Here is a 22517-nt window from a genome sequence, read left to right as displayed (position 1 = left end):
GCCCCAAGGCCATCACTGAGAGAAACCACGTATCAGTAGGGAACACTTAGCGGCTAACGCGTTGAGCCCCGCACGGAGCAACCGTCCTACTGAGAGTGACTGATCCGGTACGGAACGCCGCACTTGCCGTTCTGCGACACCCACATGGAAGACTCAGCGGTGCTCTGCCGAAGCTCGCCGGGAGGCCGTCATCGTCGACACTCCGCTCCGCGCCGTCCCCGGATTCGAACTCCGGGGCAGGGAACCGGAACTGCGCGCCGTGCTCGACCTCGTCGATCAGGCGCCCGCGACCGGACTCGTCGTGGTCCGGGTCGGCGGGGAACCGGGCATCGGCAAGACCTCGCTGCTCGCGGAGATCGCCCGCCGGCTGCGGGAACGCCACTGCGGCGTGCTGACCTCGGCGTCCGACGTGCTCGGCAAGCGCATCCCGTACGGCGCGGTCGTAGCCGCGATCCGGTCGGCCGCGGTGCCGCCGCCGCTGGACAAGATCCGCTCGGATGCGTTGGCGGCGCTGGAGATCTCGGTGGCCGAGGACTCCGGCGCGTGGTTCGGCCGCGCCTGCGACCGGGTCGTGCGGCTGCTCACCGAGCTGACGGCGACGCGACCTGCCGCGTTGCTGATCGACGACCTCGACCACGTCGACGACGACTCCCTCGCCCTGCTGAGCCTGGTGCTGCGCCGTGTGTCGGCGGCGCCTCTCGTGCTGATCACCGCGAGTCGGTCGGCGGCCGGTGAAAGCCTGCTGGACCGCGTCGAGCAGCACGCGGAGGTTATGCGCCTCGACCTCGCCCCGCTCTCCGGCGCGGACGTCGCGCGCATCGTCGAATCGGTGCTGCAGACACCGGTCGACGAGGGCCTTGCCCGCGAGGTCCAGCAACGATCCGACGGCAACCCCTTCTTCGTCACCGAGATCGCGCGCTCACTGAGAGAACTCGATCTGGTGACGGTCGACGGCAACCGCGCCCGCCTCGCCGTCTCCCCCGACGCCATCCGCCTGACCCGGCGTGAGGCCGTGCTGCGCCGCGTCGCACCGCTGGAGAACGACACCCGGCTGGTCGCGCGCGCCGTCGCGGTGTTCCGCCGGGTGCGCCTGGACCAGATCTCGTTGCTGGCACGGGTCGCCTCGCTGCCGGAGAGCACGGTCGTCGCGGCCTTTGACGAGTTGCTGCGCGCGCAGATCGTCGTCCACGACGACGACCGCGGGTACCGCTTCTCGCACGCGCTGGTCGGGGAAGCGCTCTACCACGAGGTCGGGCCGGCGCAACGGCGTCACCTGCACTCGCTGATCTCCGCACGACTGCTGGACGATCGCGCGCAGGGCCTGCCCGTGGACCTGCTGCAGCTCGCGTGGCACCTCGCCGAGTCGGCCGCGCCCGGCGACCGGGTGGCGGTGTCCGTGCTGGCCGAGGCGGCCGCGCTGGCCCGTTCGTCCGCTCCGGAGACCGCCGCCGCCCTGTGCGGCCGGGCGCTGCGGTTGTTGCCGCGCAACGCTCCTGAGCGCTCCGAGCTGCTGGCGTTGCAGTGCCGGGTGCTGGCCCGCGCCTCCCGTCCGGCGCTGGCGATCGAACCCGGCCTGGCCGCGCTGGAGTCGTTGGCCGGCGGCCCCGAACGCGCGCGCGTCGCCACGGCCGTGATCTCCTCGCTCTTCACGGTCGGCCGCACGGCGGAAGCCATGGAACTGGCCGATGTCGAGGTCGCCCGCGGTTCGGTTCCCGCTTCTTTGGAAGCCCAACGCGCCGTTCTGCTGGTCTACAACAACCGCCACGACGACGCCGTCTCCGAAGTCGCGCGCATCGAGGCGTTGCCGATCAGCTCACCGGCCGAGGGCGTGATCGTCTTCGAGCACCTGGCGATGCTCACGTCGCTGCTCTTCCAGCACGACCGCACGGTCGAGTACGCGAACCGGGCCCTGGCGTGCAGCGACGGCCAGCCGATGCTGGAACTGCAGGCGCTCTCGGTCTGCGCCTCGATCACCGCGCTGGCCGGCCTGGTCCACGACGCCTCCTGGCGGGTGCGCCGCGCCGAGGAACTGGTCGACCAGGTGGGCTCGCACGGCTTCCGCGCCGAACGCGCCGCCTCCCGCGTGGCCCTGGACTGGCTGGGCGGCCACTGGGACGCGGCCCTGGACGGCATCGGCCGCTGGACGGCGGACGTCGAGGCCGCGCAGGCCGATCAGGCGCTGGGTGTCCTGCAGGCGATCGAGCTCTCGATCCGAACGTGGCGCGGTGAGCTGGACGTCGCGGCCCGCCTCGCCGCGCTGCCGGCGCCGCAGTCGGTCAACATCTCCAAGCTGTACGCCGCCGCGCTCGCCGAGTACCTGGTCGCGCGCGGCGAGGTCGACGAGGCTTACGCACTGCTGAGCGGCGCCGTCGGCACTCGCCTGGAGGCCGCGTACTCCTGCGTGCTGGTCGCGCGGATGATCGAGCTCGACCTCGAACGGGGCCGCCAGGACGTGGCCCTGGAGGCGTTGGACCGTTTGACTTCCGTATCGTCCACGCGTGTGTCGCCGTGGTCGCGCACCACGATCCGGCGGGTGACCGGCGTGGTGCGGCAGGACGTGGAGTTGTTGCGGGAGGCGGTGTCCGAAGCGGCATTGGGCGGCCTGGAGTTCGAGAAGGCTCGCGCGCAGCTCGCCCTGGGCGAGGTGTCGGCGGATGAGGTGCCGGTGCTCGTCGAGGCCTACACGAGCTTCCAACGGCTTGGCGCGCACGGGTTGCGGCGTCAGGCAGGCAATCGCTTGCGGACGCTGGGCGCCAAGGTGCCACGCGCCCGCTCGAAGGCACCGGGACTGCTCACCGAAGCCGAGGAGAACGTGGCACGGCTGGTGCAGCAGGGGATGCGGAACAGGGACATCGCGGCCGCGCTGCACTACAGCCCGCGGACGATCGAGGTCTACCTCTCGCGGATCTACGCAAAGCTGCACGTGTCGTCACGGCTGGAGCTGGCCCGCGTGCTGGACGCGATGCAACAGCGTTAAAGCTCTTTGCGCAGCAACGTTCCCCGCGGCCCATAACCGGCCGAGTCGTAGAAGCGCAGGGCATCGCGGTTGCGGGTCAGGATCACGGCGTTGAGCGCTTTGACGCCCCACGTCCGCGCGGCGCGCTCGGCCTCCTCCACCAGGATCCGCCCGATGCCCTGGCCACGAAACCGTTCGAGCACAACGGTGTGGACATCAGCGGTCGGTTCGGCGATCAGGATCTGGTGCTCGGGCGGCAGCGGCACAGGAACGATCTCGGTCATCCCGGCGACCTCCCCGTCCACCTCCGCGACGAGGATCAGCACGGTCGAGCCGTCCAGGAGGTGCTCGAAGTACCGGCGCACGGCATCGGCTACGGGCACCCGGAACGAGGCCGGGTCGAGCTCGACGTGCGCCCGCGCGTTCGCCAGCCGCAGCTCGACGAGCGAGGCCACGTCACCCGGCAGCGCCGCCCGCACCGTGATCGTCACAGCGCCCAGCATTCCACCCGAAGTCGTTTTCGGCGCGAAAAGCACGTTCGGGCCATCTAGCGGCACCAACGTGCTTTTCGCGCCAAACCAGCAGGCTAGTAAGGCTTCGTCTCCGCAGCGATCTCACCCAGGATGTCGCTCAGCGGTCGAGCCGACGACTGAGCCGACAGCGACGCGGCCGCGCCCGGCGGCACCGTCTCCGCGATGTCCGTGCCCGCACAGGTCACCCGCGAGGCCGGCAGGATGCCGGACACCAGGTACTTGTTGACCAGCGCGTCGACGCATGCGTTGCGGCGCAACGCGTAGTGGCCGTGCTGACCGTCGTTGGACACGCTGATCAGCGGCACGTTCAGGTGCTCGGCCATGACCCGGCCGTTGGCCAGCGGGGTCTGGGTGTCACCGTCGGAGTTGACGACGAGACCGGCCGGGTACTTGCGGGTGATGGCCGGGATCTTCTCCGGGCGCTTGAACGCGCGGAACGTGCAGTTGGTCGGCGCCATGTAGTCGACGGTGCCACCGTAGGGGTTGGTGTCCCGCCAGCGCTTCATGTCGTTGTAGTAGGTGTTGACGTCGGTGAACCAGTCCCACTCGCACGTGACGGCCTGGTAGGTGCCGGCCGAGGTCGGCTCGATGTCGCCCTTCTTCAGCGCGGCGACGATCGCCGAAGCCTCACCGGCGTCCGCGGCACCCGCCTTGATGGAGGCGATGTGGCGGGAGAACGCGGCCCACGAACGGCGGTAGCGGGTGGCGCCGACGGCGTAGTCGAAGGACGAGACCTCCTGGTAGCCGCCGTATGGGCCGGCCTTCAGCTTCTCGGCGATCTTGTCCAGCTCGCCGCGCACCGCGGCGGCCGTGGTGCCCAGGCCGTAGGTGCTGTTGCGCGCGGCCGTCCACTCGGTCCACTTCTTCAGGTTGTCGACGATCGCGTCCACGACGTCGACGTCCTGCTCGTGCCACGTCTTCAGCGGGTCGAGGGCCGAGTCCAGCACGCTGCGGTCGAGCGACTTCGGGAACAGCGAGCCGAAAACGGCGCCGAGCTGCGTGCCGTACGAGTAGCCGACGAAGGAGACCTTCTTCTCCCCCAATGCGCCGCGGATGACGTCCATGTCGCGGGCGGTGTTCATCGTCGACACGAACCGGCGCATCTCACCGCCGCCGCGCTCGCAGTTGGCCTCGACGGCCCGTGCGTAGTCGGTCCAGTTCGCGAGCTGCGAGTCCGTGGGGCGCGAGGGGAACTCGTCGTCCGACGGGGTGCTGATGCACCGCAGCTGCGTGGAACGGCCGACACCGCGCGGGTCCATGCCGATGACGTCGTAGATCTTCAGCACGTCGGTCTGGCCGTTGAACCAGTGCACGGCGCCCAGGCCGGAACCGCCGGGGCCACCGGGGTTCGTCAGCAGCACGCCTCTGCGCTTGGCCGGATCCGTGGCTTTGCGGCGCGAGATCGCGATTTCCAGATTGCCGTTGCCCGGGTTCTTGTAGTCCATCGGCACGATGACCGTGGCGCACTCGATGCCCGTCGACGGGTTCACCCAGCCGGCCGGGCACTCGGCCCACGCGACGGTCTGGGTGTAGTACTCGTCCAGCGGCCCGGCCTGCGCCTGCGCCGCTCCCACCAGGGACATGAACAGCGGAGCGACCAAAGCCGTCGCGCCCCAACGCTTCCTCACGCGTACCCCTCCGATGTGTTGGTCTGCGACAGACGCTTCCTCAGTCGCAGACCCCATCGGAACCCCCGAAGGTCTGGTGAAATTCACCGCACTTCGCACACCTCGTAGGTCAGGACCTGACCGTCGATCACACCTTTCGAGACGGCCTGGATGCTGTTCAGCCAGCGATAGCGGTCGTCACCGGTCTCGAAGAGAGGGGCCGCGTACAACGGCGCGTTGAAGCCATTCGAGACGTCAACCCGCCCTGAGTAGTACAGATACACGTACGCGTCGTCGTGAGTTCGCAGTACAGAGCGCACATCCAGCGTCGCGATGCCGTTCGGCCCGATGGTCAGCCAGTCGGCCGACGACGTGCCGTGCATCTCGCCGCGCAAGCGCTCGCCCTCGAACTTCGCGGCCCCGACCTCGTAGATCAAACGGTCACCGGCTGGCGTTTTCGGGAGCAGGTAAGGCTTTCGCAGGGTAGCCGTCATGGTTCCCAACGGCACCAGCTCCATCATGCGACCGTACCTCCATCAACTACGATGATCGAACCTGTGGTGTAGGCAGCGGCCGCGGAAGCCAGGTACGCCACGGCACCTGCGACTTCCGACGCTTCCCCCACGCGTCCCAGGGCGGTCTTCGCGACCACCGACGCGTGCATTCCCTCGTTGCCGACGATGGCGGCCGAAAATTCGGTCCGGATCACGCCGGGCGCCACCGCGTTCACCCGGATCCCGGCCGGGCCGAGCTCACGGGCGAGTGTCCGAGTGGCACTGATCATCGCCGCCTTCGCCGCGGAGTAGAGCCCCAGGTACGGCTCGGCCTTCAGCCCGGCCGCGGAGACGATGTTGACGACCGAACCGCCGCCCGAGCCCAGCCCCGCGGCGACAGCGGCACGGGTCAGCGCCAGCGGCGCGCGCACGTTGACGGCCATGATCTTGTCGAACGCCTTGGCGGACACGTCGATCAGCGGACCGAACGGCGGCGCCGCGCCCGCGTTGTTGACCAGCACGTCGATCCGGCCGAACCGGTCGGCCACCGCCGAGACGATGCCGGGGATCTCGTCGTCGTGGCCGATGTCGGCGACGACGGGCAGCGCCTCGACCTCGAACTCGCGCTCGATGGCCGCCGCGACCTCCTTGGTGGTCTCGGCGGTGCGCGCGACCACGGCGACGCTCGCCCCCGCGCGGGCCAGCGCACGCACCGATTCCAGACCGATGCCACGGGTGCCGCCGGTGACCAGCGCGACGTGCCCGACCAGCGAAAACGGGTTGCTCGACATGGTGGCGAAATTATTCGACACCGCGTCGAGCGAGCAACTGGCAACGCTTATCTACTGGGGAACCCCGTACACGGCCCGCAGCCACACCGCAGTCAGCGTTTCGACCACCTCGCGGTCCTTCGCGGCCGACTTCCGCGAGAGCGAGAGGCTGTAACACATGGACTCGTTCATCGAGACGAGCACGGTGGCGAGCGCACGCGCGTTGGGCGGCCCCTGCACCGCGATACCGGCGTCCCGTTCGATCTCGATCTGCTGTGCGGCCGAGTCGACGAACTTGCGCGCCACATCCGACCAGAACCCGCGCACGAGCTCGCTCGTGTCGCGGGCACGCACCGCCGCGCGCAGGACCGGGCCGTGCGCCCGCCACAACGCGACGGTGCCGGAGATCGCCCGCCGGATCGAGTCCTCCGGTGGTTCGCTGCCGCGCCGCAGCCACAGCGCCGCGGACTCGTAGAGGCCTTCCGCGACCCGTTCGGACAACGCGTACAGCACCGCTTCGCGTGATTCGAAGTGGAAGTAGAAGGTGGATCTGGAGATTCCGGCGCCCGAGGCCAGTTCGTCGACCGCGATGTCGCCGAGCGACTTCGTCTCGAGCAGCAGTTCCGCGGTGTCCAGAATGGCCTGCGACGTCAGGTCGCCCTTGCTCCGCTTGCGGCGCGAGCCGGCTCCGTTCGCCGGTGCGGCACCGGCCGGACGTGGGGACATGGCGAACATCTTGGTGGATCGGATCAGGTTTGCAAACAGAGGCACACCCGGGGTGGATGGGGTAGGAAGAGGTATGGATCCGGTCAAGGCGTTGAAGCAGGTGGCATTCCACCTCGAACGGGCCGGCGAGCCGACCTACCGCGTCCAGGCCTTCCGCCACGCGGCCGCCGTTCTCGCCGACCTGGACCCGGACGACGTCGCGAAACGCGCGAAACTCGGCACGCTCACCGATCTGAAGGGCGTCGGCAAGTCCACCGCCGGCGTCGTGCTGGACGCGCTCGCGAACCGCGAACCGCAGTACCTGGCGAAACTGCGCCACGTCGACATCACCGGCGGCGAGGAGCTGCGCGCGAAGCTGAAAGGCGACTGCCACGTCCATTCCGACTGGTCCGACGGCGGCAGCCCGATCAGGGACATGGCGGAGGCGGCCAGGGACCTCGGCCACGAGTTCATGGTGCTGACCGACCACTCGCCGCGCCTGACCGTCGCGAATGGACTGTCCAGGGAACGGCTGGAGAAGCAGCTCGAGGTGGTCGCCGAGCTGAACGTGGAGCTCGCGCCGTTCCTGGTCCTGACCGGGATCGAGGTCGACATCCTCGACGACGGCTCGCTCGACCAGGACGAGGACCTGCTGGCCCGGCTGGACGTCGTGGTCGCGAGCGTCCACTCGAAACTGAAGATGCCGCGCGCCGAGATGACCCGGCGCATGGTCAACGCGGTGGCGAACCCGCACGTCGACATCCTCGGCCACTGCACCGGCCGGCTGGTCGTGGGCAAGGGTCGCCCGGAGTCGCAGTTCGACGCGGCACGGGTCTTCGAGGCCTGCGCCGAGCACGGCACCGCGGTGGAGATCAACTCACGGCCGGAGCGGCTCGATCCCCCGCGCCGGCTGCTGAGCCTCGCGGTCGACGCCGGCTGCACGTTCTCGATCGACAGCGACGCGCACGCGCCCGGCCAGCTGGACTGGCTGAACTACGGCTGCGCGCGGGCGGAGGAGTGCGGTGTCCCGGCGGACCAGGTGATCAACACCCGGCCGGCAGCGCGGCTGCTGTCCGGGTGAGGTGCTCGTACCAGGACACCAGCGGCCCGGTGTCGGCGAGCGCGCGGCCCAGCGCGACCCGGCACAGGTCCCTGACCGGCTCCTGGTCCCACGTCCTGACCAGCGCGTCGATCGTCCCCAGGTCCCCCAGCTCCCCCAGCGCGAACCGCTCCAGCCCGGCGCAGATCGGCACGACTGTCCCGTCCGCCTTCACCACGAGCGGATCGACCCGGACGAACGCCGCGGGGTCCGCCCGCAGCAGCGCGGCCGAGGTGACGTCGAACTGCACCTCGACGGCGTCGTCCTCGGCGATCCGGTTCAGCTCCACGGCCGCGTAGACGAGATCGACGCGGTCCACCCCGTGCGGCCGCACGCGGACCTTGCGCGCGCCCTCGCCGACGGCCTCGGCCGCCATCGCCCTCAGCGCCGGCACGGTGTCCGGCACGAGGTCGATCAGCACCGTGACCCGGTGCCCGGCGGCCGCGCACGCACCCACATCGTCCAGCCCGACCACGAGCTCGGCTCCCGGCACGAAGGCGAGCCAGCGAGGGTCGTGGACCTCGACTCCCATACCGGTTAGGAGGGGCCGTTCGGCCTACAAATACATCCGTACCGCTCACCGGGCCATTTGGTTTTTCCATCTGGCTGTATCACGGTCGCCAGCGCTTCCATCGGAGAGCAAAGGAATCGTCACCCACGGCCACATCGACGTCGAATGGGCCGTTCAGGGGACATGTCGTCACACGATCGGAAACGCCGGAAACGGGCGTGGACGTGCTGACGACCTCATCATCGGGGAGGGAGGGGAGCATGCGCCGCCAATTCATCCTGCCTGCGGAAACGTGCGCCAGGAGTGCGGCGGAGGCGCGTCGCACGGTGCTGCGCGACCTCCACGACGGCGTCGGCCCGTCGCTGGCGGCGGTGGCCCTCGGGCTGCGTTCGGCGCGGCGGCTGCTCACCGCCGACCCGGCCGGCGCGGCCAGGCTGCTCGCGTTGCTCGAGGACGAGATGCACTCGGCGATCGACGACATCAAGGCGCTGGTCGCGAACGACAGCCCTGCCTCGGTGACCAGGTTCGGCCTGGCCGGGGCGGTCGAGCGGTTCGTCACCTCGCTGCGGTCCAGGCTGCACGTCACGATCGACGTCGTGGTGCTCGGCGAGCTCCCGCCACTGCCCGACGCGGTGAGCGTGGCGGCGTACCGGATCATCCGCGAGGCGCTGACGAACGTGGTGACGCACGCCGACGCGCGGACGTGCCAGGTGCGGCTGTGGTTCGACGCCGAACTGCGCGTCGAGGTGGTCGACGACGGCGTCGGCCCCGCTGCAGAGGTCTCTGGCGGTGTCGGCCTGGCGTCCATGCGGCAGCGCGCCGGCGATCTCGGCGGGACCTGTCGCGTCGAGCCCGGAGCCGACGGCGGTACCAGACTCGCCGCGGCCATACCCGTCTCATGAGCCTGCGCGCGCTGGTCGTCGACGACCACCCGCTCTTCCGCCGCGGCGTGATGGCCGCCCTGATCGACAACGGCATCGACGTCGTGGACGAGGCCTCCGGTGGCACCGCCGCCGTCGAACTGGCCGGGCGGCTGCAGCCCGACGTGATCGTGATGGACCTCAACATGCCGGACCTCGGCGGGATCGAGGCGACGCGCCGGATCGTGGCCGCGCGGCCGTCCGCACGCGTGCTCGTGCTGACCATGTTCGACGACGACGAGTCGGTCTTCGCGGCGATGCGCGCGGGCGCGCGTGGCTATCTGGTGAAGTCCTCGCGGCCGCAGCAGATCGTGGACGCCGTCCGCGCGGTCGGTGCCGGCGAAGCGATCTTCAGCCGTGCCGTGGCTACGCGGTTGCTCGATTTCTTCGCCACCGCACCACGTCCGAGCACGTTCCCGGAGCTGACCGGGCGCGAACGCGAGGTCGCGAACCTGATGGCCGCGGGCAAGGGCAACGCCGCGATCGCCAGGGAGTTGTTCCTGAGCACCAAAACCGTGCGCAACCACGTGTCCAACATCCTCCGCAAGTTGCAGGTCGCAGATCGCGCACAGGCCGTGCACAAGGCACGCGAAGCCGGCTGGGGCTCGCGCTAAACCTCTTTCGGGACAGGTCGGGATAGTTGCCCATACCGGCCGGGACAGCCAGGGCAGGATGATGGCAGTTGTTGATTCATGGGCTGAAATCAGAAGGGGAGCTGATGAACGCCGAACCCGTCACCGTAGTTCTGCACGCCACGGATTCGATCACCCGCGCCGGAGTCATCGTCGCGCTGCGCTCGCGCCCGGAGATCCGGCTCGTCGAGCCGGAGACCGCGGAGAGCTGCGTCGCCCTCGTCGTCGCGGAACGTCTCGACGAGAACGTCCTGCAACTGCTGAGAAAGCTGCAGTGCCAGCCGAACCCCGGCATCGTGCTCGTCGCGGGGGACGTGGCCGACTCCGAACTGCTCGACGTCGTCGGCAGCGGGGTGTCCGCCGTGCTGCGCCGCTCCGAGGCCACCCCGGACACGCTGGTCCGGCTGATCCGCGCGGCGCACGCCGGGGAGGGCTCGCTGCCCGCGGATCTGCTCGGCCGGCTGCTCGGCCGGGTGTCGCAGCTGCAGCGCAACGTGTTGCGCCCCAACGGGCTCAACCTCGCCGGCATGTCCAGCCGGGAGACCGAGGTGCTGCGCATGATCGCCGACGGCCTGGAGACCAGCGAGATCGCGGAGCGGCTGTGCTACTCGCAGCGCACCGTGAAGTCGATCCTGCACGACATCACCAACCGGTTCCAGCTGCGCAACCGGGCACACGCGGTGGCCTTCGCCCTGCGTGAAGGGCTCATATAGGCCCTGTATCGAAGTCCCGTCCGATGAGAGTCGAGCCTGAGGTGGTTCCAGCTGCGCAACCGCGCCCACGCGGTGGCCTTCGCCCTGCGTGAAGGGCTCATCTAGGGCGAAGGCCGGAACCGACTTCACTCCGCGCGTCCGTTGAGGACGACCGAGGGCGTGCAAGCGCCCTTCGGTTGCGGGTTCTGGCAGCTCACCCGAAGCACGATCTTCTCGCCCGGCCGGATCCGCAGCGGCTCCAGGAAGTGCTCGTCGCGGTCCCGGACGTTCCCGAGCCCGACCACCCGGATCGTGGTGCGCGTCCCGTTCACGTCCCGGACGACCTGGGCGGTGCCCGAGTCGGCCTTCGAGTTCTCCCAGAACAGATCCGTCATGTACAACGTCTTCTTCTCCGGATCCGAGTGGGTGAAGGTGAACTCGGTGAACGCGCTGGCGTTCGCGACGATCTGCGCGGTGGCGTCCAGCCTGATGATCAGCGGCTCGCCCTTCGCGGCGGGCTTGGGCAGCGTCGGCGTCGCCGAGGTATCGCCCGGCTTGATGCCCAGTGCGTCCAGGGCCTGTCCCGCGTTCGCGCCCGCCTCCTTGGCCTGTTCCTTGGCCGCACCGGCGGCGCTGGCCGCGTCATCGGCCTTCTGCTTGATCTCCGCGCTCTCCTGCCGCATCGCCTCGCGGGCCGCGGACGTCACGGCGGGCCGCAGCACGGCGTACCAGAGCGCGACCAGTGCTCCCGCGAGCACCAGCAGCGCGATCAGGACCGGTAGCAACCACTTCGGCAGCAACGGGCGCTGCACCATGGTGCCCTGGGCTACCAGCGGTTCGCCCTGCTCCGGCGTGATCTCGACCTGGAACGGCCGCCGCTGCGGCTCGCCGCGCAGGAACTTCTTGCGCGGCTTCGCCTGCATGCGGACGAACGCCGTGGTGCCCGGCGGGAGCGCGACCTCCGTGCGCTCGAGCTGGAAGTCCAGCTCGTCCTCGGGGTCGATCGCCCGCAGCCGCAGCAGCGCGGGCGCGTTGCCCACGTTGTCCACCGCGACCTCGAACTTGGCCTTCCTGGCGCCCTCCGCCTTGGCGGGCACCAGTTCCGCGGCCACGTCGGTGAAGGCACCGACTACGACGACGCCCTCTTCGACGACCGAGCCGTTCGGGTCCTCGCGCGAGATGACCCTGATGCCGAACGGCACCGGCCCCGCGTAAACCCCAGACTCGCGCGGCGGCGCGAACCTGATCAGCACCGGTGCGGACTCGCCGGGGTTGAGGTTCACGGCCGCCGGTTCGGCCTGACTCCACGGCGCGGCATCGCCGACGACGTCGATCGTGAACTGGTCCACCAGCTCGCCCGCGTTGCGCACCACGACCTGGCAGGTGACGTCCCCGCCCGGTGCGACTGACAGGTCCGAAGTGGACAGTGTCGCTGTTGCTCCCATGACTAGCAGTCTCCTTCGATTCCCGTCACCGCACAGCGGCGGTGGAGGCGTGGCCGGGTGCGCGCATTCCTGCCCGTTGGGGAAGTCAGCCGCGCCCGACGAAGTCAGCCGGTTGTACAGTCCTTGCCAGCGCGAGGAAGTCGGGTGACTTGACCTCGCCGAACCTGGGGCCTTCGACCGGAGCGGCGAGGGCCTGGCGGATCCCCTCGGTGTCGTTGTCGAAGACCAGCATCTGCGCGGAGAACGACCCGTCGGTGGCCACGACCTCGCCCGGTGTCTCGGAGATGCCGGCGGTCCAGGTGAGTCTGAGCTTGGCACCCTGCGGGAAGTCCTTGCCCTGCACCAGGACCACACCGCCGAGATCGCCCGCCTGCTGGTCGAGCGTCAGCGTCGGCTGCTTGATCACGATCTGGGTGGCGGCCACGTTGTCCAGCGCGTTCTCGTCCGGCCCGGTGGCGATGACGACGCCGACGAGCTCCCGGTCGACCGCCGCGGTGGCGGGGATCGTGAACGTCACCTCGGCCTGCCCGTCGGGCCCGATCGTGCCGACCGCGCACTCCGGCTGGCAGCCGAACGCGGACCCGACGACCCGCACGTCGGTCATGGTCGAGCCGGAACTGTTGAGCAGCTTGAAGAGCACGGTCACGGCGTCACCGCCGACGAACGCGGGCTGCGGGACCGCCGACACCGCGAGCGACAGCGAACCGGTGCGCTCCAGCACTTTGACGGTCGCCTGGGCGCTGGTCGCTCCGACCGCGGCGGTCACGACGTGCTCGCCCGCGGTGACACCGGTGACCTGGCCGGTCGCGGTCTTGCGCTCCCCCGGCGCGATGGGACCGAGGTCGCCACCGATCGGGTTGCCCTGCAGGCCAGGCGGCAGCGTCACGGTGAGAGTGGCGGGTGCCGGCGCGAAGCCGGTGTTCGTGACAGCGGCCTCGATCGTCGTGGCGCCGTTGAACGGGACCTCGGCGGGAGTGGCGGTCACGGTCACCGAGATCTTCGGCAGCCGGCGGATGGCAGGCTGGCTCGCGTTGCGGGTGAGCAGCGCCGGTTGACCGCCCTGTGCGGCCACCGTCCACAGGTCCGGCGGAAGCTCCAGATCGCCGGCCTGGAACACGATTCGCGAGCCGTCGGGCAACCACGCCGGGTGGCGCGGCCGGATGACCGGGCTGCCGTTCTCGGCGACCCTGCGGGCGCCTGTGCCATCCGCGGCGACGACGCAGATCCGGTCGTCCTGGCTGTAGGCGAGCTGTTTGCCGTCCGGTGACCACGCGGGCAGTTCGTCGTCGGTTCCGACGCACGGTTCACCGACGCGCGCGGACAGGTCGGTCTGGGTGGCGCCGTCCGGGGTGACGAGCCAGATCCGCGTGCCTTTCGGGTTCGCGGCGACGACCGTGATCACCGCGGTGTCGCTGCCGGTGTTGCCCTGCTGGTCGGTCGCGGTGCAGGTCACCGTCGTGACACCGATCGGGAAGCTCGTGCCGGACGCGGGCGTGCAGACCGGGGTGAGCGACCGCCCCTGGCTGTCGGTCGCCGTGGCCCGGTACTCGACCGGCACGCTGGTGCCGTTCCCGGCCTGCGCGGTGACGTCGTCCACGGTCACCAGCGGCCGCACCAGGTCGGTGACCCGCACGGTGACGGTCTGGACGTGGCCCGGCCGGGGTTCGGTCTCGTTGTTGAGCCGGAACTCGATGGTGCAACGCAACGTGCTGCCCGGTACCGCGTTCGGGGAGACCGTGAACTTCTCGGCGAACTTCACCGGGTGCCCGCTCGGCACCTCGACCGGCGCGTTCGGCGTGAGCTCCAGCGTGAGTCCGTTGTCGCACACCGGAACCGGGGTGACGGTGACCGGGAGGTCCTTGATTCCGTCCAGGATCGCCTTGCTGATCTCCTCTTCGCCGTTCTTCACGTACTGCTTCAGCGCGCCCTTGGTCTCTTCTTTGATCTTGGTGGCCTGCCCGCCGGAGTCGAGGCCGTACCGGTCGGTACCGCTGTCGACGCCGACGAACCGGACGTTGGCGCGCTTCAACGCCGTGATGGCGTTGGCGATCGTGTCGGACTCCTCCGGCTCGTACTCGGTGCTCGGCTCATCCCCGATGACCACGACGACGCGGCTCGAGTCGGGGCGGAACTGGAAGGCGTCGGTGGCGGTCCTGATCAGCGCGTGCGCCCACACCTCGTGCGATTCCTGGTTGCGGATCAGCTCGATCTTGTCGACGCCGTTGCCCACGTCCTCGGTGAGCGGGACGTGCACGGTGAAGACCTTGCCGGTGTTCTCCCAGCCGGCGTAGCTGGCCACGCCGAACCGCGTCTCCGGCTGCACCGCGCGCACCTGCCCGATGATCTTCCTCAGCTGTTCCTTGACGCCCTCGAGCTCGTCCTCCATCGAGCCGCTGATGTCGATCAGCAGCACGACGTCCGGCTTCGGCGGGATGCGCGGGGTGCTCACGACCTGCTCCAGCGAGAACGTGCTGCCCTGGCGCGCGGGACGGTCGACGGCGGGCTGGGTGATCGGCGGTGGCGGCGGGGTGTAGTTGTGCGCGCGGCGGGTGATCGCGATGGTCTTGCCGTCCGGGGACCAGTCCGGCTGGGTGTCCTCGCCGACCAGGTGCTGCGGCACGGTGATCTCGCCGACGCGCACGCCGTCCGCGACGCGGTAGATCTGCACGACCGGGCGCGCGCCGTCCCCGTTCGGGAACAGCGTCACGACCGCCATCATGGTGCCGTCCGGGGACCACGCGGGCTGGATCTGCCGCAACGGTTCCGCGTTGAGCCTCCTCGCGTTCGTCCCGTCGGCGTTGGCGATCATGACGCGGCCGTCGTCGGTGTAGGCGAGCCTGGTGCCGTCCAGCGAGAACGCCGGATCGCTCTGCGGGCGCGGGTTGTTCGTGAGGTTGGTGCGCGCGTTTCCGTTGCTGTCGACGGTGTGCACGTCCTCGGCGCTGGTGAAGCCGATCTGGTAGGGCGCCGGCTCTGGAGCCGGTTGGGCGTTGATCGTCGGCACCGGTAGCACCAGCAACGCGACGATCAGCAACGTGAGTGAACGCTTCATTTCACCTCCCTCTCGAACAGTTCGATCTCGCTGATCACCGTGTCGGTGCTCTCGGTGGACGGGTAGACGCCCGCGACGAGGATCTGGACCTGCTTGACGCCGTTGCCGTTCTTGATCCCGTGTTCCTGCTTCTCCCGCGTGTCGGTCAGCGTGATGTCGTCGGTCTCGCCGGTGTCGAACACCAGCGTCAGGCGCTGCGGCCGCGCGGAACCCAGGAACTTCTTGGGATCACCGCTGTGGATGATCAACCGGCGCAGGTCGGTCGTGCGGTCGAACTGGATGGTCAGCGCCGCCGTCTTCGGATCGGTTTTGGCGGCCCAGAAGGATCCTGTGTCGAGGTCCATGGCGAACCCCGCCGGGTGCTCCGGCTGCTCCTGCGAGGCGGAGATCGAGCTCTGCCTGATCGGCACCCAGTCCTCGAAGAGCTTGCCGGCCACAGTGTCCTTGGCGTCGATCACCCGTGTGTTGACGTTCGTGCGGAACGGCTGGGAAAACCCGTACAGCAGGCCGAAGAGCAGCACCGCGAGCGCGAGCACCCACCGGAACGCCCTGCCCACGACGTGCCGGACCTTCGCGAACCTGCTGACCCGGCGCGGGCGGCTGCCGCGTTCCCTGACCTTCGGACCTTTCCTCGGCAGCCAGCGCTTCCACCAGGGCTGCTTCTGCGTCACCGCGTCGATGAGGGAGTAGCCGCAGACACCGCAGAACTTCCTCGTCGGCACGTTGCCGGAGCCGCACTGGCCGCAGATCAGGTCGCCGGGCTGGGGCTGGCGTTTGAGGGTCCGTTGTGGACGGTGGGTCTGCTGGGGCGCCGGCCGGGCGTCCGGGCGGACCGGGCCAGCCTGCACCTGGGCGCCGGTCCACTTCAGGAAGTCACCGCAGTTGCCGCAGAACTCGGCGTTCGGCGCGTTGTGCTCCCCGCAGGTCTGACAGACGATCAGGTGATTGCTCGGTGCGCTCATGTGGTCACCTCGATGGTCGTGGCGACGTGGGCGGGCACCATCCGGCGCACCGCCGCGGTGATCCGCGCCCGGTCGACCGCCTCCGGGTTCGTCACCCTGATGCGGATCAGCACGTGCGCGGGGGAACTTCCGGGAATCGGCCCGCCCGGCCGTGCCGACACGGCGACTCCCCCGCTGTCCGCGATGTCGACGCGGCCACCGGTGAGCAGCCAGACGTGCTCGGCCAGGCCCTTTCTGGTGCCCCGGAACCGGTGCAGCCGGACCGCGCGGGCGACGAGCTCGCGGCGTTGCGTCGCGGACCAGTTCTCGTCGAGGTCGAGCGCGACCCAGCCGGCGAGCCAGTCGACGAAGTCCGCGGGCGCGATGCGCGGGTCGAGGTATGCGGCGAAGCAGTCGAGCACGGTGAAGACGGGTGCGAGGACCTCGTCCAGCGCCTGGGTGAAGCGCTGGGTGAAGTCGTCGTCGACGTACACGGCGGGCATGCGCTCGCCGAGCGGATGCGGTGAAGTGAGGTCATCAATCGCCGTACGCATTCCAGTTCCCCGTCCCCCTTCGGCCCTGCGGCCTGATCACCCTGCGCATGCTCAACTCCTCGCCACGCGGACCTGGTGGCCGAAGGAGAAGGCCAAACCGTTCGCTGGCAGGTCCACCCGCTGCACCGCCTGACCGCGTTCCCCGCTGAGCAGGTTCGCCGCGAACAGCCGCACGTCCTCGACCAGCTCGACGCCCGGAATCCGTTGCAGCACCGCGTAGACCTCACCCGAGTGCACCGGCCGGCCGAACGGCCACCCGTCACCGTCCGCGCCACCGCGGATCGGGTCGAGGTAGTCGCCCAGCGCGTCCATCGCCCTGGCGCGCACCGCCTCGGTCGGCGTGCCGGTGCGGGCCTTGAGGTCCGCGACGACCGTGATGCCCTGGTAGAACGGCGGTTCGACGCTCACCCGCGCGCCGACGCACCGGCGCGCGTCGAGGTGAGCGGCGATGCGTTCGAGGGTCTCCTGGTCGACCTGGAAGGCGGCGAAGTTCGGTTCCTCGTGCTCCGGAACGGCCGGGACGACCAGCACGCGCACGCCGTCGTCCCCCGGCGCGCAACGGACGCGGGCGACCTCCGGAGCGGCTTCCCGCGCGAGGATCTCGTAGTCCTCCGCGGTCACCGCGCGGTCTCGCGTCCTGAGCGACAGCGGGCCCCTCAGCGCGGCGTCCTCGACCGACTCACCGGCGACACCGCCGCGGCCAGGCTTGCGGTTCGTCACGGTGCTCACGAACGGCACCGGATCCCGTTGTACGGTCACGAGGTTGCGTGCGACGTTGCCCCTGAGCCCACCGCCCGTGCGGTACTCGGGCACGCGGATCGCCGCCGACTTCGCGGGCACCGCGCCGTAGTGCCGCAGGGTCCCGTCCTGCTGGCGGACCGCCGGGCCGAACATGATCTGGCCCTCGATGTTGTCGAGCAGGAAGTGCCGGTCGTCCGGGCCCGACTCGACGAACGTGGGAACCTCGGTCCACTCCTCCCAACCGTCCGCGGCCGCCACCTCGACGGTGATCGGCCCGGCCGCGACGACCGGCGTGCGGGCGAGCGGGAACCCTTGCCCGGCAACGCCTTCCGAGACGCCGAGGGTCTCGCCCTGGACCACGTCCGCGTGCACGGCCTCGGTCGTGCCGCCGATGGTGGCGGCGGTGACGTCGCGAATCCGCGGCGAGCGCTGGTAGAACGGCTGGCCCTGCCACAGTTCGGCGGCGCGGCACCGAAGCCAGCCCGCGCGTTGCCGCACGAGGATCGACGTGGTGTGGCCCGGCGGGACGTGCACCACGACGTCGCCGGCGGAGTTGAAGCCGCCGTTGGTGAAGTTGTCGACCTCGCAGGCCGTCCAGCCCTCGCTCGTCCAGGCCTCCCACACCCACGGCGGGTCGGCCGGGTTGATGCCGGAGCCCATCGGCTCGCAGTCGAACCTGAGCAGCACCGCGCAGCCCGGCACCGCGGCGGACAGCCCGAACAGCACGGCGTCACCCTGTTCGGGCTGCTCGCTGAACGCGTACGGTTCCTTGGCGGCCTTGAGGTCGTCGGTGCGGTCGACGGGCTGGCCGTTCGCGGCGGCCGTGGCCAGGTGGGCGAGCTCGCAGGGCACGATGGTGAGCGGGTGGTCGACCGTGAAGACGACGGGGTCCTCGACGCCCTTGCGCTGGGTCGCGACCTGGTTGCCCTTCGGGACCTCGACGGGCGCGGGCTGCGGCGCGGAGAGCCAGTAGGTGACGTCCACGCGTGCGGCGGTCGGCGCGAACAGCTCCACGCCGATCAGGTCGAGGAACTTCAGGTAGTGCAGCTGCGGCACGCGGTTGACCCGGTACATCAGCTCGTCGACCATGTGCGCGAAGGCCTCGATCAGCGTGACACCGGGGTCGGACACGTTGTGGTCCGTCCACTCAGGACAGTGCTGCTGGACGCGGCGCTTGGCCTCGTCCACTAGCTGCTGGAAGCGCCTGTCGTCCAGGTTCGGCAACGGAAGCGGCATCACGCACCGTCCTCATGGGGCGGAATGACGTAGAACGGGAAGACGAGGTTGCGCGGATCGTTGGCGTCGCGGAGGGTGTAGCGGATGTCGATCAGCAAGGTGCCGTTGTCGGCCTCCGCGAAGTCGACGACCACGTCCACGAGGTCGATGCGCGGTTCCCAGCGCTCCAGCGACAACCGCACCTCGTAGGCGATCTGCCCGGCGGTCGAGGAGTCGGCGGGCGCGAACACGAGGTCGTGGATCGCGCAGCCGAACTCGGGCCGCATCGGGCGTTCCCCCGGTGCGGTCGCGAGGATCAGCCGGATGCTCTCCACGATCTCGCGGTCGCCGTCGACGAGCGCCACCGACCCCGTCGCGTCGGTGCGGACGGGAAAGCTGACGCCCCTGCCGATGAAGTCCACTTCCTCACCCTCCGATCAGGACGGTCGGGCAGCCGGGCGGCAGGATCGGCGCGCCACAGCCGGACATGTCGCCCACGCGGGCCGCGGGCTTGCCACCGATCAGCACGGTCGGGCAGCACGGCGGGATGATCGGCGTCGGCGGGTGCACGGCGGGCGGCGGGAACGAGCACGTGTGCAGGTCCCCGACCACCGCCGCCGGCTTGCCGCCGATGAGCACGGTCGGCACACCGGGGCCGGTGACGACGCCGGGATGCCCGGTCAGATCGCCCATTCTCGCTGCGGGTGGCATGGTTCTCGTTCCTCAGTTGATCTTGACGATCGAGCCCTTGACGGTGAGCACACCGCCGGACGTGACCTCGGTCTGCGCCTGGCCCGCGATCTTGACCTGCGCGCCTTCCGCCTTGAGCTCGGTCTGCGCCTTGACGGTCACCTTCTGCCCCTTGAGCTCCAGCGGGCCGGTGCCCGCGTCGACGGTGATCCCGTTCTGCGCCTTGACGTTGATGGTCTTGCCGCTGGTGATCTCGACGTTCTGCGACTTCTGGTCGAGCTTGACGACGAACTTCCCGTCACCGCTGGAGATCACGATGCCGTCGTCCTCGACGAACTCGACCTTGTGCCCCTTGCGGCTCACGAACCCCCTGGCCGCGATCTCGCCGCTGGCACCGTCGACCGGTGGCTTGCCGAGCTTCGGCGGCTTGTCCTTGCCGTTGTAGAGGCCGCCGAGCACGTACGGCGCGTCGAAGTCGCCGTGCTCGAAACCGACCAGCACCTCGTCGCCGACCTCGGGCAGGATCACCGTGCCGCGGTTCGGGCCGGCCCCTTGTTGCACCGTCCTCGCCCAGACGCTGGTGAGGTCCGGCGAGAGCCACGGGAACCTGACCTGGACGCGGCCGATCTGCAGCGGATCCTTGGCGTTCGTGACGACCGCGGGGACAAGTCCGTTGAGCGGCTTGTCCTTCGTGCTGTGGACGAGCCCGTAGAGCGACCGTTCCTGCTTGCCCGAGACGGTGAACTCCGTGGTGTAGCCGGTGTGTTCGGCGAACAGGTGCCGCGTGCTGGTCAGCGTGTAGCGGCCCTGGAACGGCTCGCCGACGTTGGCCAGCGCCACCGCCGTACCGGCCTTGAGCTCCGGGTTTCCCCTTGCCACGCCGGTGAGTTCGGCGCAGGAGCCACCGAGCTGGGCGGCCAGCGCCTCCGCCGCCGTCTTGGCTTCGGCGTGCGTGCGGTACGGCAGACCGGCTTCCAGGTGCGGCGGCGCCTTGAACTTCGCCGCCAGTTCGGCCGGCTTGGCCTGCGGCACGTCGATGCCCGCGGTGCTCGGGATCGCCGTCGCCAGGACCTCCTGCTTGTTCTCGAAGTCCCAGCCCCTGACCTGAACCTCGGGCACCTGGCCCGCGGTGGTGATGCCGGCGCGCAGCGCCACCAGCGTGCTGTGCATCTCGAGCACGAGCGGGTTCGACTTGGCTTTGGCGTTGGGTTTCGGCGCGCTCGTCGGCGGCTCGGGCAGCTTGAAGTCGAGCTTGCCGTCCTTGACCGCGATCTGCGCGCCCACCGTCCGCGCGAGGCGGCTCAGGAACTCCCAGTCGCTGACGTTGTCCTGGCTGAGCTGGGTGTCCGGCCGTCCGCCGAACCCAGGCACGTTGTCGATGTCGCCGACCTTGATGTGCGCACGTTCGGCGACCTTGCGGACGACGTCGCCGACGGTCATGTTCGGGTAGACCGCGACCCGCTTGCCGCGGAACAGCCGATGCGCCTCGTCGTAGCCTCGTACCTCGGTGAACGTCCCTTGGGCGTCCAACTCGACGCCGACCGCCGTGATCTCACCGCTCATCAGCGGTTTGGCCGCGCCGGGATCCGCCGTCTGCACCTTGAGCGCCGCCTTGGCACCGATGACGAACCGGCCTTTCGTGAGCACGACATGGCCGGGGTCGCGGAACCTGAGCACGAACATGTCCGGCAGGTTCCGGCTGTCGTCGACGTAGGCGTACGTCAGCAGCAGCTTGACGTCCGCGGGCAACGGCTGCCCGTCGACCTCGACGACGAGGTTGTTGGCGAAGCTCTCGTTAGCCATGCTGGATCTCCTCCAACGCCGGAACGAGGACGGTCGTGCCGGGCTTGAGCCGCATCGGGTCGTCGATGTCGTTGGCCTCGGCGATGTGGCGCCACAACTCCGGGTTGCCGTAAGCCTGGTAAGCCAGGCTCTGCAGGGAGTCACCGGCCGTGAGCGTGCGCGCGTCCCGCGCGGCCAGCGCGCCACTGGTCGGGTTCTGACCGCCGGGTTCGCCGCTGACCTCCTCCAGGTTGACCGTGCAGACCGCCCTGACCGGCATACCGCCCGGGGTGAAGAGCGTGTACTTGGCCGTGACGCTGGAGACGTAGCTAGGGAAGCCAGTCGTAGTGCCCCACTTGAAGATGACCCACGGCGGACTGCCCTTGCCGTTCTGCCGCGAGTCCTTTGTGGGCACGGTCAGGTTGAACAGCTGCTCGACCTTCTTGATGGTCGCGTCGCCCATGGTGTCCGTGGAGTCGAGGAAGATCTCCAGCGTGAGCTTGGCCGGCTCGGCCCCCTTGAACTCGGGCACGCCCGCCTTCGCCGCGTTGGGCTGGGTCTGCCGCTGCCACTTGGCGTTCTTGGCGAGCGTGAGCTCCTTGGGGTTGAACTGGAACTTGATCTCCGTGAGCTGAGCCCCCGGCTTCTGCAGCCCGCCCGGCTTGGGCGGCTCGTGCACGGTGAGGGACGCGTGCTCCATCTTCTTGGACGTGGTCGCCGACCCGGCCGACGTGAACGTGACGGTCATCGCGCGTCCAGAAATCCGTGGTGCGCCAACTCAAGCGTCTCGGTGGCGACCTTCGTCTGCTCCGCACTGAGCTGCGGCCCCGTCCACCGAACCGGGATCACCTCGGCCAACGACCAACTGGCAATCGTCTTGCCCTCCAAGGTCTTCGCCTCGATGACCGCAGTTCGGCGCTTCACACCCGCCGCCATGCCCGCGATCCAGTTCGTGATCTTCTGGCTGTCCCTGGTGACCGGCCGCGTGAGCTTCACGTTGGGGAACTTGATGCGCGTGGGCAGCTGCCACACCATCCCGTTGTTGCCGCCCTCTTCCCGCTGCTCGATGACGAACTCGCACCCGAGCCCCTCACAGCTGTTGAACGACCCCAGGTCGTCCTTGTCCACCTGCACGCTGAAGCAGACGGCAACGGCTTCCTCTGGTGCGGTCATCGCAT

21 protein-coding genes are annotated in these 22517 nt (G+C 69.6%); 5 read left to right on the top strand and 16 right to left on the bottom strand.

The window, feature by feature from the left end:
• The first annotated feature begins 190 nt into the window (after positions 1–190).
• On the top strand, positions 191–2977 hold the full coding sequence (locus ACIA8G_RS29100) for an ATP-binding protein (RefSeq protein WP_396422343.1): 2787 nt from the start codon (positions 191–193) through the stop codon (positions 2975–2977).
• On the opposite strand, the gene ACIA8G_RS29095 is transcribed toward ACIA8G_RS29100, so the two are convergent.
• The 5 genes from ACIA8G_RS29095 to ACIA8G_RS29075 form a co-directional block, all read right to left on the bottom strand.
• The gene (locus tag ACIA8G_RS29095) at positions 2974–3447 is read right to left on the bottom strand and encodes a GNAT family N-acetyltransferase (protein WP_396421872.1); all 474 of its coding nucleotides are present in this window, start codon (positions 3445–3447) and stop codon (positions 2974–2976) included. The genes ACIA8G_RS29100 and ACIA8G_RS29095 overlap by 4 nt on opposite strands.
• 95 nt (positions 3448–3542) lie before the next feature.
• Positions 3543–5117, bottom strand: a complete 1575-nt coding sequence (locus ACIA8G_RS29090; protein ID WP_396421871.1) for an alpha/beta fold hydrolase — start codon at positions 5115–5117, stop codon at positions 3543–3545.
• Between the two features lie 83 nt (positions 5118–5200).
• On the bottom strand, positions 5201–5617 hold the full coding sequence (locus tag ACIA8G_RS29085; protein WP_396421870.1) for a DUF3237 domain-containing protein: 417 nt from the start codon (positions 5615–5617) through the stop codon (positions 5201–5203).
• Entirely contained in the window at positions 5614–6381 is a 768-nt protein-coding gene (locus tag ACIA8G_RS29080) for an SDR family NAD(P)-dependent oxidoreductase (RefSeq protein ID WP_396421869.1), read from the bottom strand. The genes ACIA8G_RS29085 and ACIA8G_RS29080 overlap by 4 nt, the downstream gene beginning before the upstream one ends.
• 51 nt (positions 6382–6432) lie before the next feature.
• Positions 6433–7086, bottom strand: a complete 654-nt coding sequence (locus ACIA8G_RS29075; RefSeq protein ID WP_396421868.1) for a TetR/AcrR family transcriptional regulator — start codon at positions 7084–7086, stop codon at positions 6433–6435.
• Positions 7087–7159: 73 nt separating this feature from the next.
• On the opposite strand from ACIA8G_RS29075, the gene ACIA8G_RS29070 reads away from it, so the two are divergent.
• Positions 7160–8146, top strand: coding sequence for a PHP domain-containing protein (locus ACIA8G_RS29070; RefSeq protein ID WP_396421867.1), 987 nt, complete (start codon positions 7160–7162; stop codon positions 8144–8146).
• Here ACIA8G_RS29070 and ACIA8G_RS29065 read toward each other — a convergent pair.
• The gene (locus tag ACIA8G_RS29065) at positions 8109–8696 is read right to left on the bottom strand and encodes a hypothetical protein (RefSeq protein ID WP_396421866.1); all 588 of its coding nucleotides are present in this window, start codon (positions 8694–8696) and stop codon (positions 8109–8111) included. The genes ACIA8G_RS29070 and ACIA8G_RS29065 overlap by 38 nt on opposite strands.
• Before the next feature lie 239 nt (positions 8697–8935).
• Between ACIA8G_RS29065 and ACIA8G_RS29060 the strand changes: the two genes are divergently transcribed.
• The 3 genes from ACIA8G_RS29060 to ACIA8G_RS29050 all read left to right on the top strand — a co-directional run bounded on the left by ACIA8G_RS29060 (position 8936) and on the right by ACIA8G_RS29050 (position 10940).
• Complete coding sequence (locus ACIA8G_RS29060) at positions 8936–9577, top strand: sensor histidine kinase (RefSeq protein WP_396421865.1); 642 nt, start codon at positions 8936–8938, stop codon at positions 9575–9577.
• Entirely contained in the window at positions 9574–10209 is a 636-nt protein-coding gene (locus ACIA8G_RS29055; protein ID WP_396421864.1) for a response regulator, read from the top strand. The genes ACIA8G_RS29060 and ACIA8G_RS29055 overlap by 4 nt, the downstream gene beginning before the upstream one ends.
• Before the next feature lie 104 nt (positions 10210–10313).
• Positions 10314–10940, top strand: a complete 627-nt coding sequence (locus ACIA8G_RS29050; RefSeq protein WP_396421863.1) for a response regulator transcription factor — start codon at positions 10314–10316, stop codon at positions 10938–10940.
• A 125-nt stretch (positions 10941–11065) separates the two neighbouring features.
• On the opposite strand, the gene ACIA8G_RS29045 is transcribed toward ACIA8G_RS29050, so the two are convergent.
• The 10 genes from ACIA8G_RS29045 to ACIA8G_RS29000 all read right to left on the bottom strand — a co-directional run bounded on the left by ACIA8G_RS29045 (position 11066) and on the right by ACIA8G_RS29000 (position 22512).
• Positions 11066–12364: a hypothetical protein gene (locus ACIA8G_RS29045; protein ID WP_396421862.1), complete on the bottom strand. Its 1299-nt coding sequence runs from the start codon at positions 12362–12364 to the stop codon at positions 11066–11068.
• A gap of 85 nt (positions 12365–12449) precedes the next feature.
• The gene (locus ACIA8G_RS29040; protein WP_396421861.1) at positions 12450–15416 is read right to left on the bottom strand and encodes a VWA domain-containing protein; all 2967 of its coding nucleotides are present in this window, start codon (positions 15414–15416) and stop codon (positions 12450–12452) included.
• Positions 15413–16378: an NADase-type glycan-binding domain-containing protein gene (locus ACIA8G_RS29035; protein WP_396421860.1), complete on the bottom strand. Its 966-nt coding sequence runs from the start codon at positions 16376–16378 to the stop codon at positions 15413–15415. Before ACIA8G_RS29035 ends, ACIA8G_RS29040 begins: the two co-directional genes overlap by 4 nt.
• Positions 16375–16911: a phage tail protein gene (locus tag ACIA8G_RS29030; protein ID WP_396421859.1), complete on the bottom strand. Its 537-nt coding sequence runs from the start codon at positions 16909–16911 to the stop codon at positions 16375–16377. The genes ACIA8G_RS29035 and ACIA8G_RS29030 overlap by 4 nt, the downstream gene beginning before the upstream one ends.
• 51 nt (positions 16912–16962) lie before the next feature.
• A complete protein-coding gene (locus tag ACIA8G_RS29025) occupies positions 16963–18888 on the bottom strand; it encodes a putative baseplate assembly protein (RefSeq protein WP_396421858.1) in 1926 nt (641 codons plus the stop codon).
• Positions 18888–19289 carry a GPW/gp25 family protein gene (locus ACIA8G_RS29020; RefSeq protein WP_396421857.1) on the bottom strand — a complete coding sequence of 134 codons (402 nt, stop codon included), beginning with the start codon at positions 19287–19289 and terminating at the stop codon, positions 18888–18890. The genes ACIA8G_RS29025 and ACIA8G_RS29020 overlap by 1 nt, the downstream gene beginning before the upstream one ends.
• A gap of 4 nt (positions 19290–19293) precedes the next feature.
• The gene (locus tag ACIA8G_RS29015) at positions 19294–19578 is read right to left on the bottom strand and encodes a PAAR domain-containing protein (RefSeq protein WP_396421856.1); all 285 of its coding nucleotides are present in this window, start codon (positions 19576–19578) and stop codon (positions 19294–19296) included.
• Positions 19579–19590: 12 nt separating this feature from the next.
• A complete protein-coding gene (locus ACIA8G_RS29010) occupies positions 19591–21360 on the bottom strand; it encodes a VgrG-related protein (RefSeq protein ID WP_396421855.1) in 1770 nt (589 codons plus the stop codon).
• Entirely contained in the window at positions 21353–22087 is a 735-nt protein-coding gene (locus ACIA8G_RS29005) for a peptidase M23 (RefSeq protein ID WP_396421854.1), read from the bottom strand. Before ACIA8G_RS29005 ends, ACIA8G_RS29010 begins: the two co-directional genes overlap by 8 nt.
• Complete coding sequence (locus ACIA8G_RS29000) at positions 22084–22512, bottom strand: phage tail protein (protein WP_396421853.1); 429 nt, start codon at positions 22510–22512, stop codon at positions 22084–22086. The genes ACIA8G_RS29005 and ACIA8G_RS29000 overlap by 4 nt, the downstream gene beginning before the upstream one ends.
• Positions 22513–22517: the final 5 nt, after the last annotated feature.

Origin of the sequence: Lentzea sp. NPDC051213 (assembly GCF_044455585.1) — a bacterium.
In the GTDB taxonomy this organism is placed as follows: domain Bacteria; phylum Actinomycetota; class Actinomycetes; order Mycobacteriales; family Pseudonocardiaceae; genus Lentzea.
The sequence above is the reverse complement of the archived record's forward strand: the minus strand, read 5'-3'. Positions and strand labels throughout refer to the sequence as shown.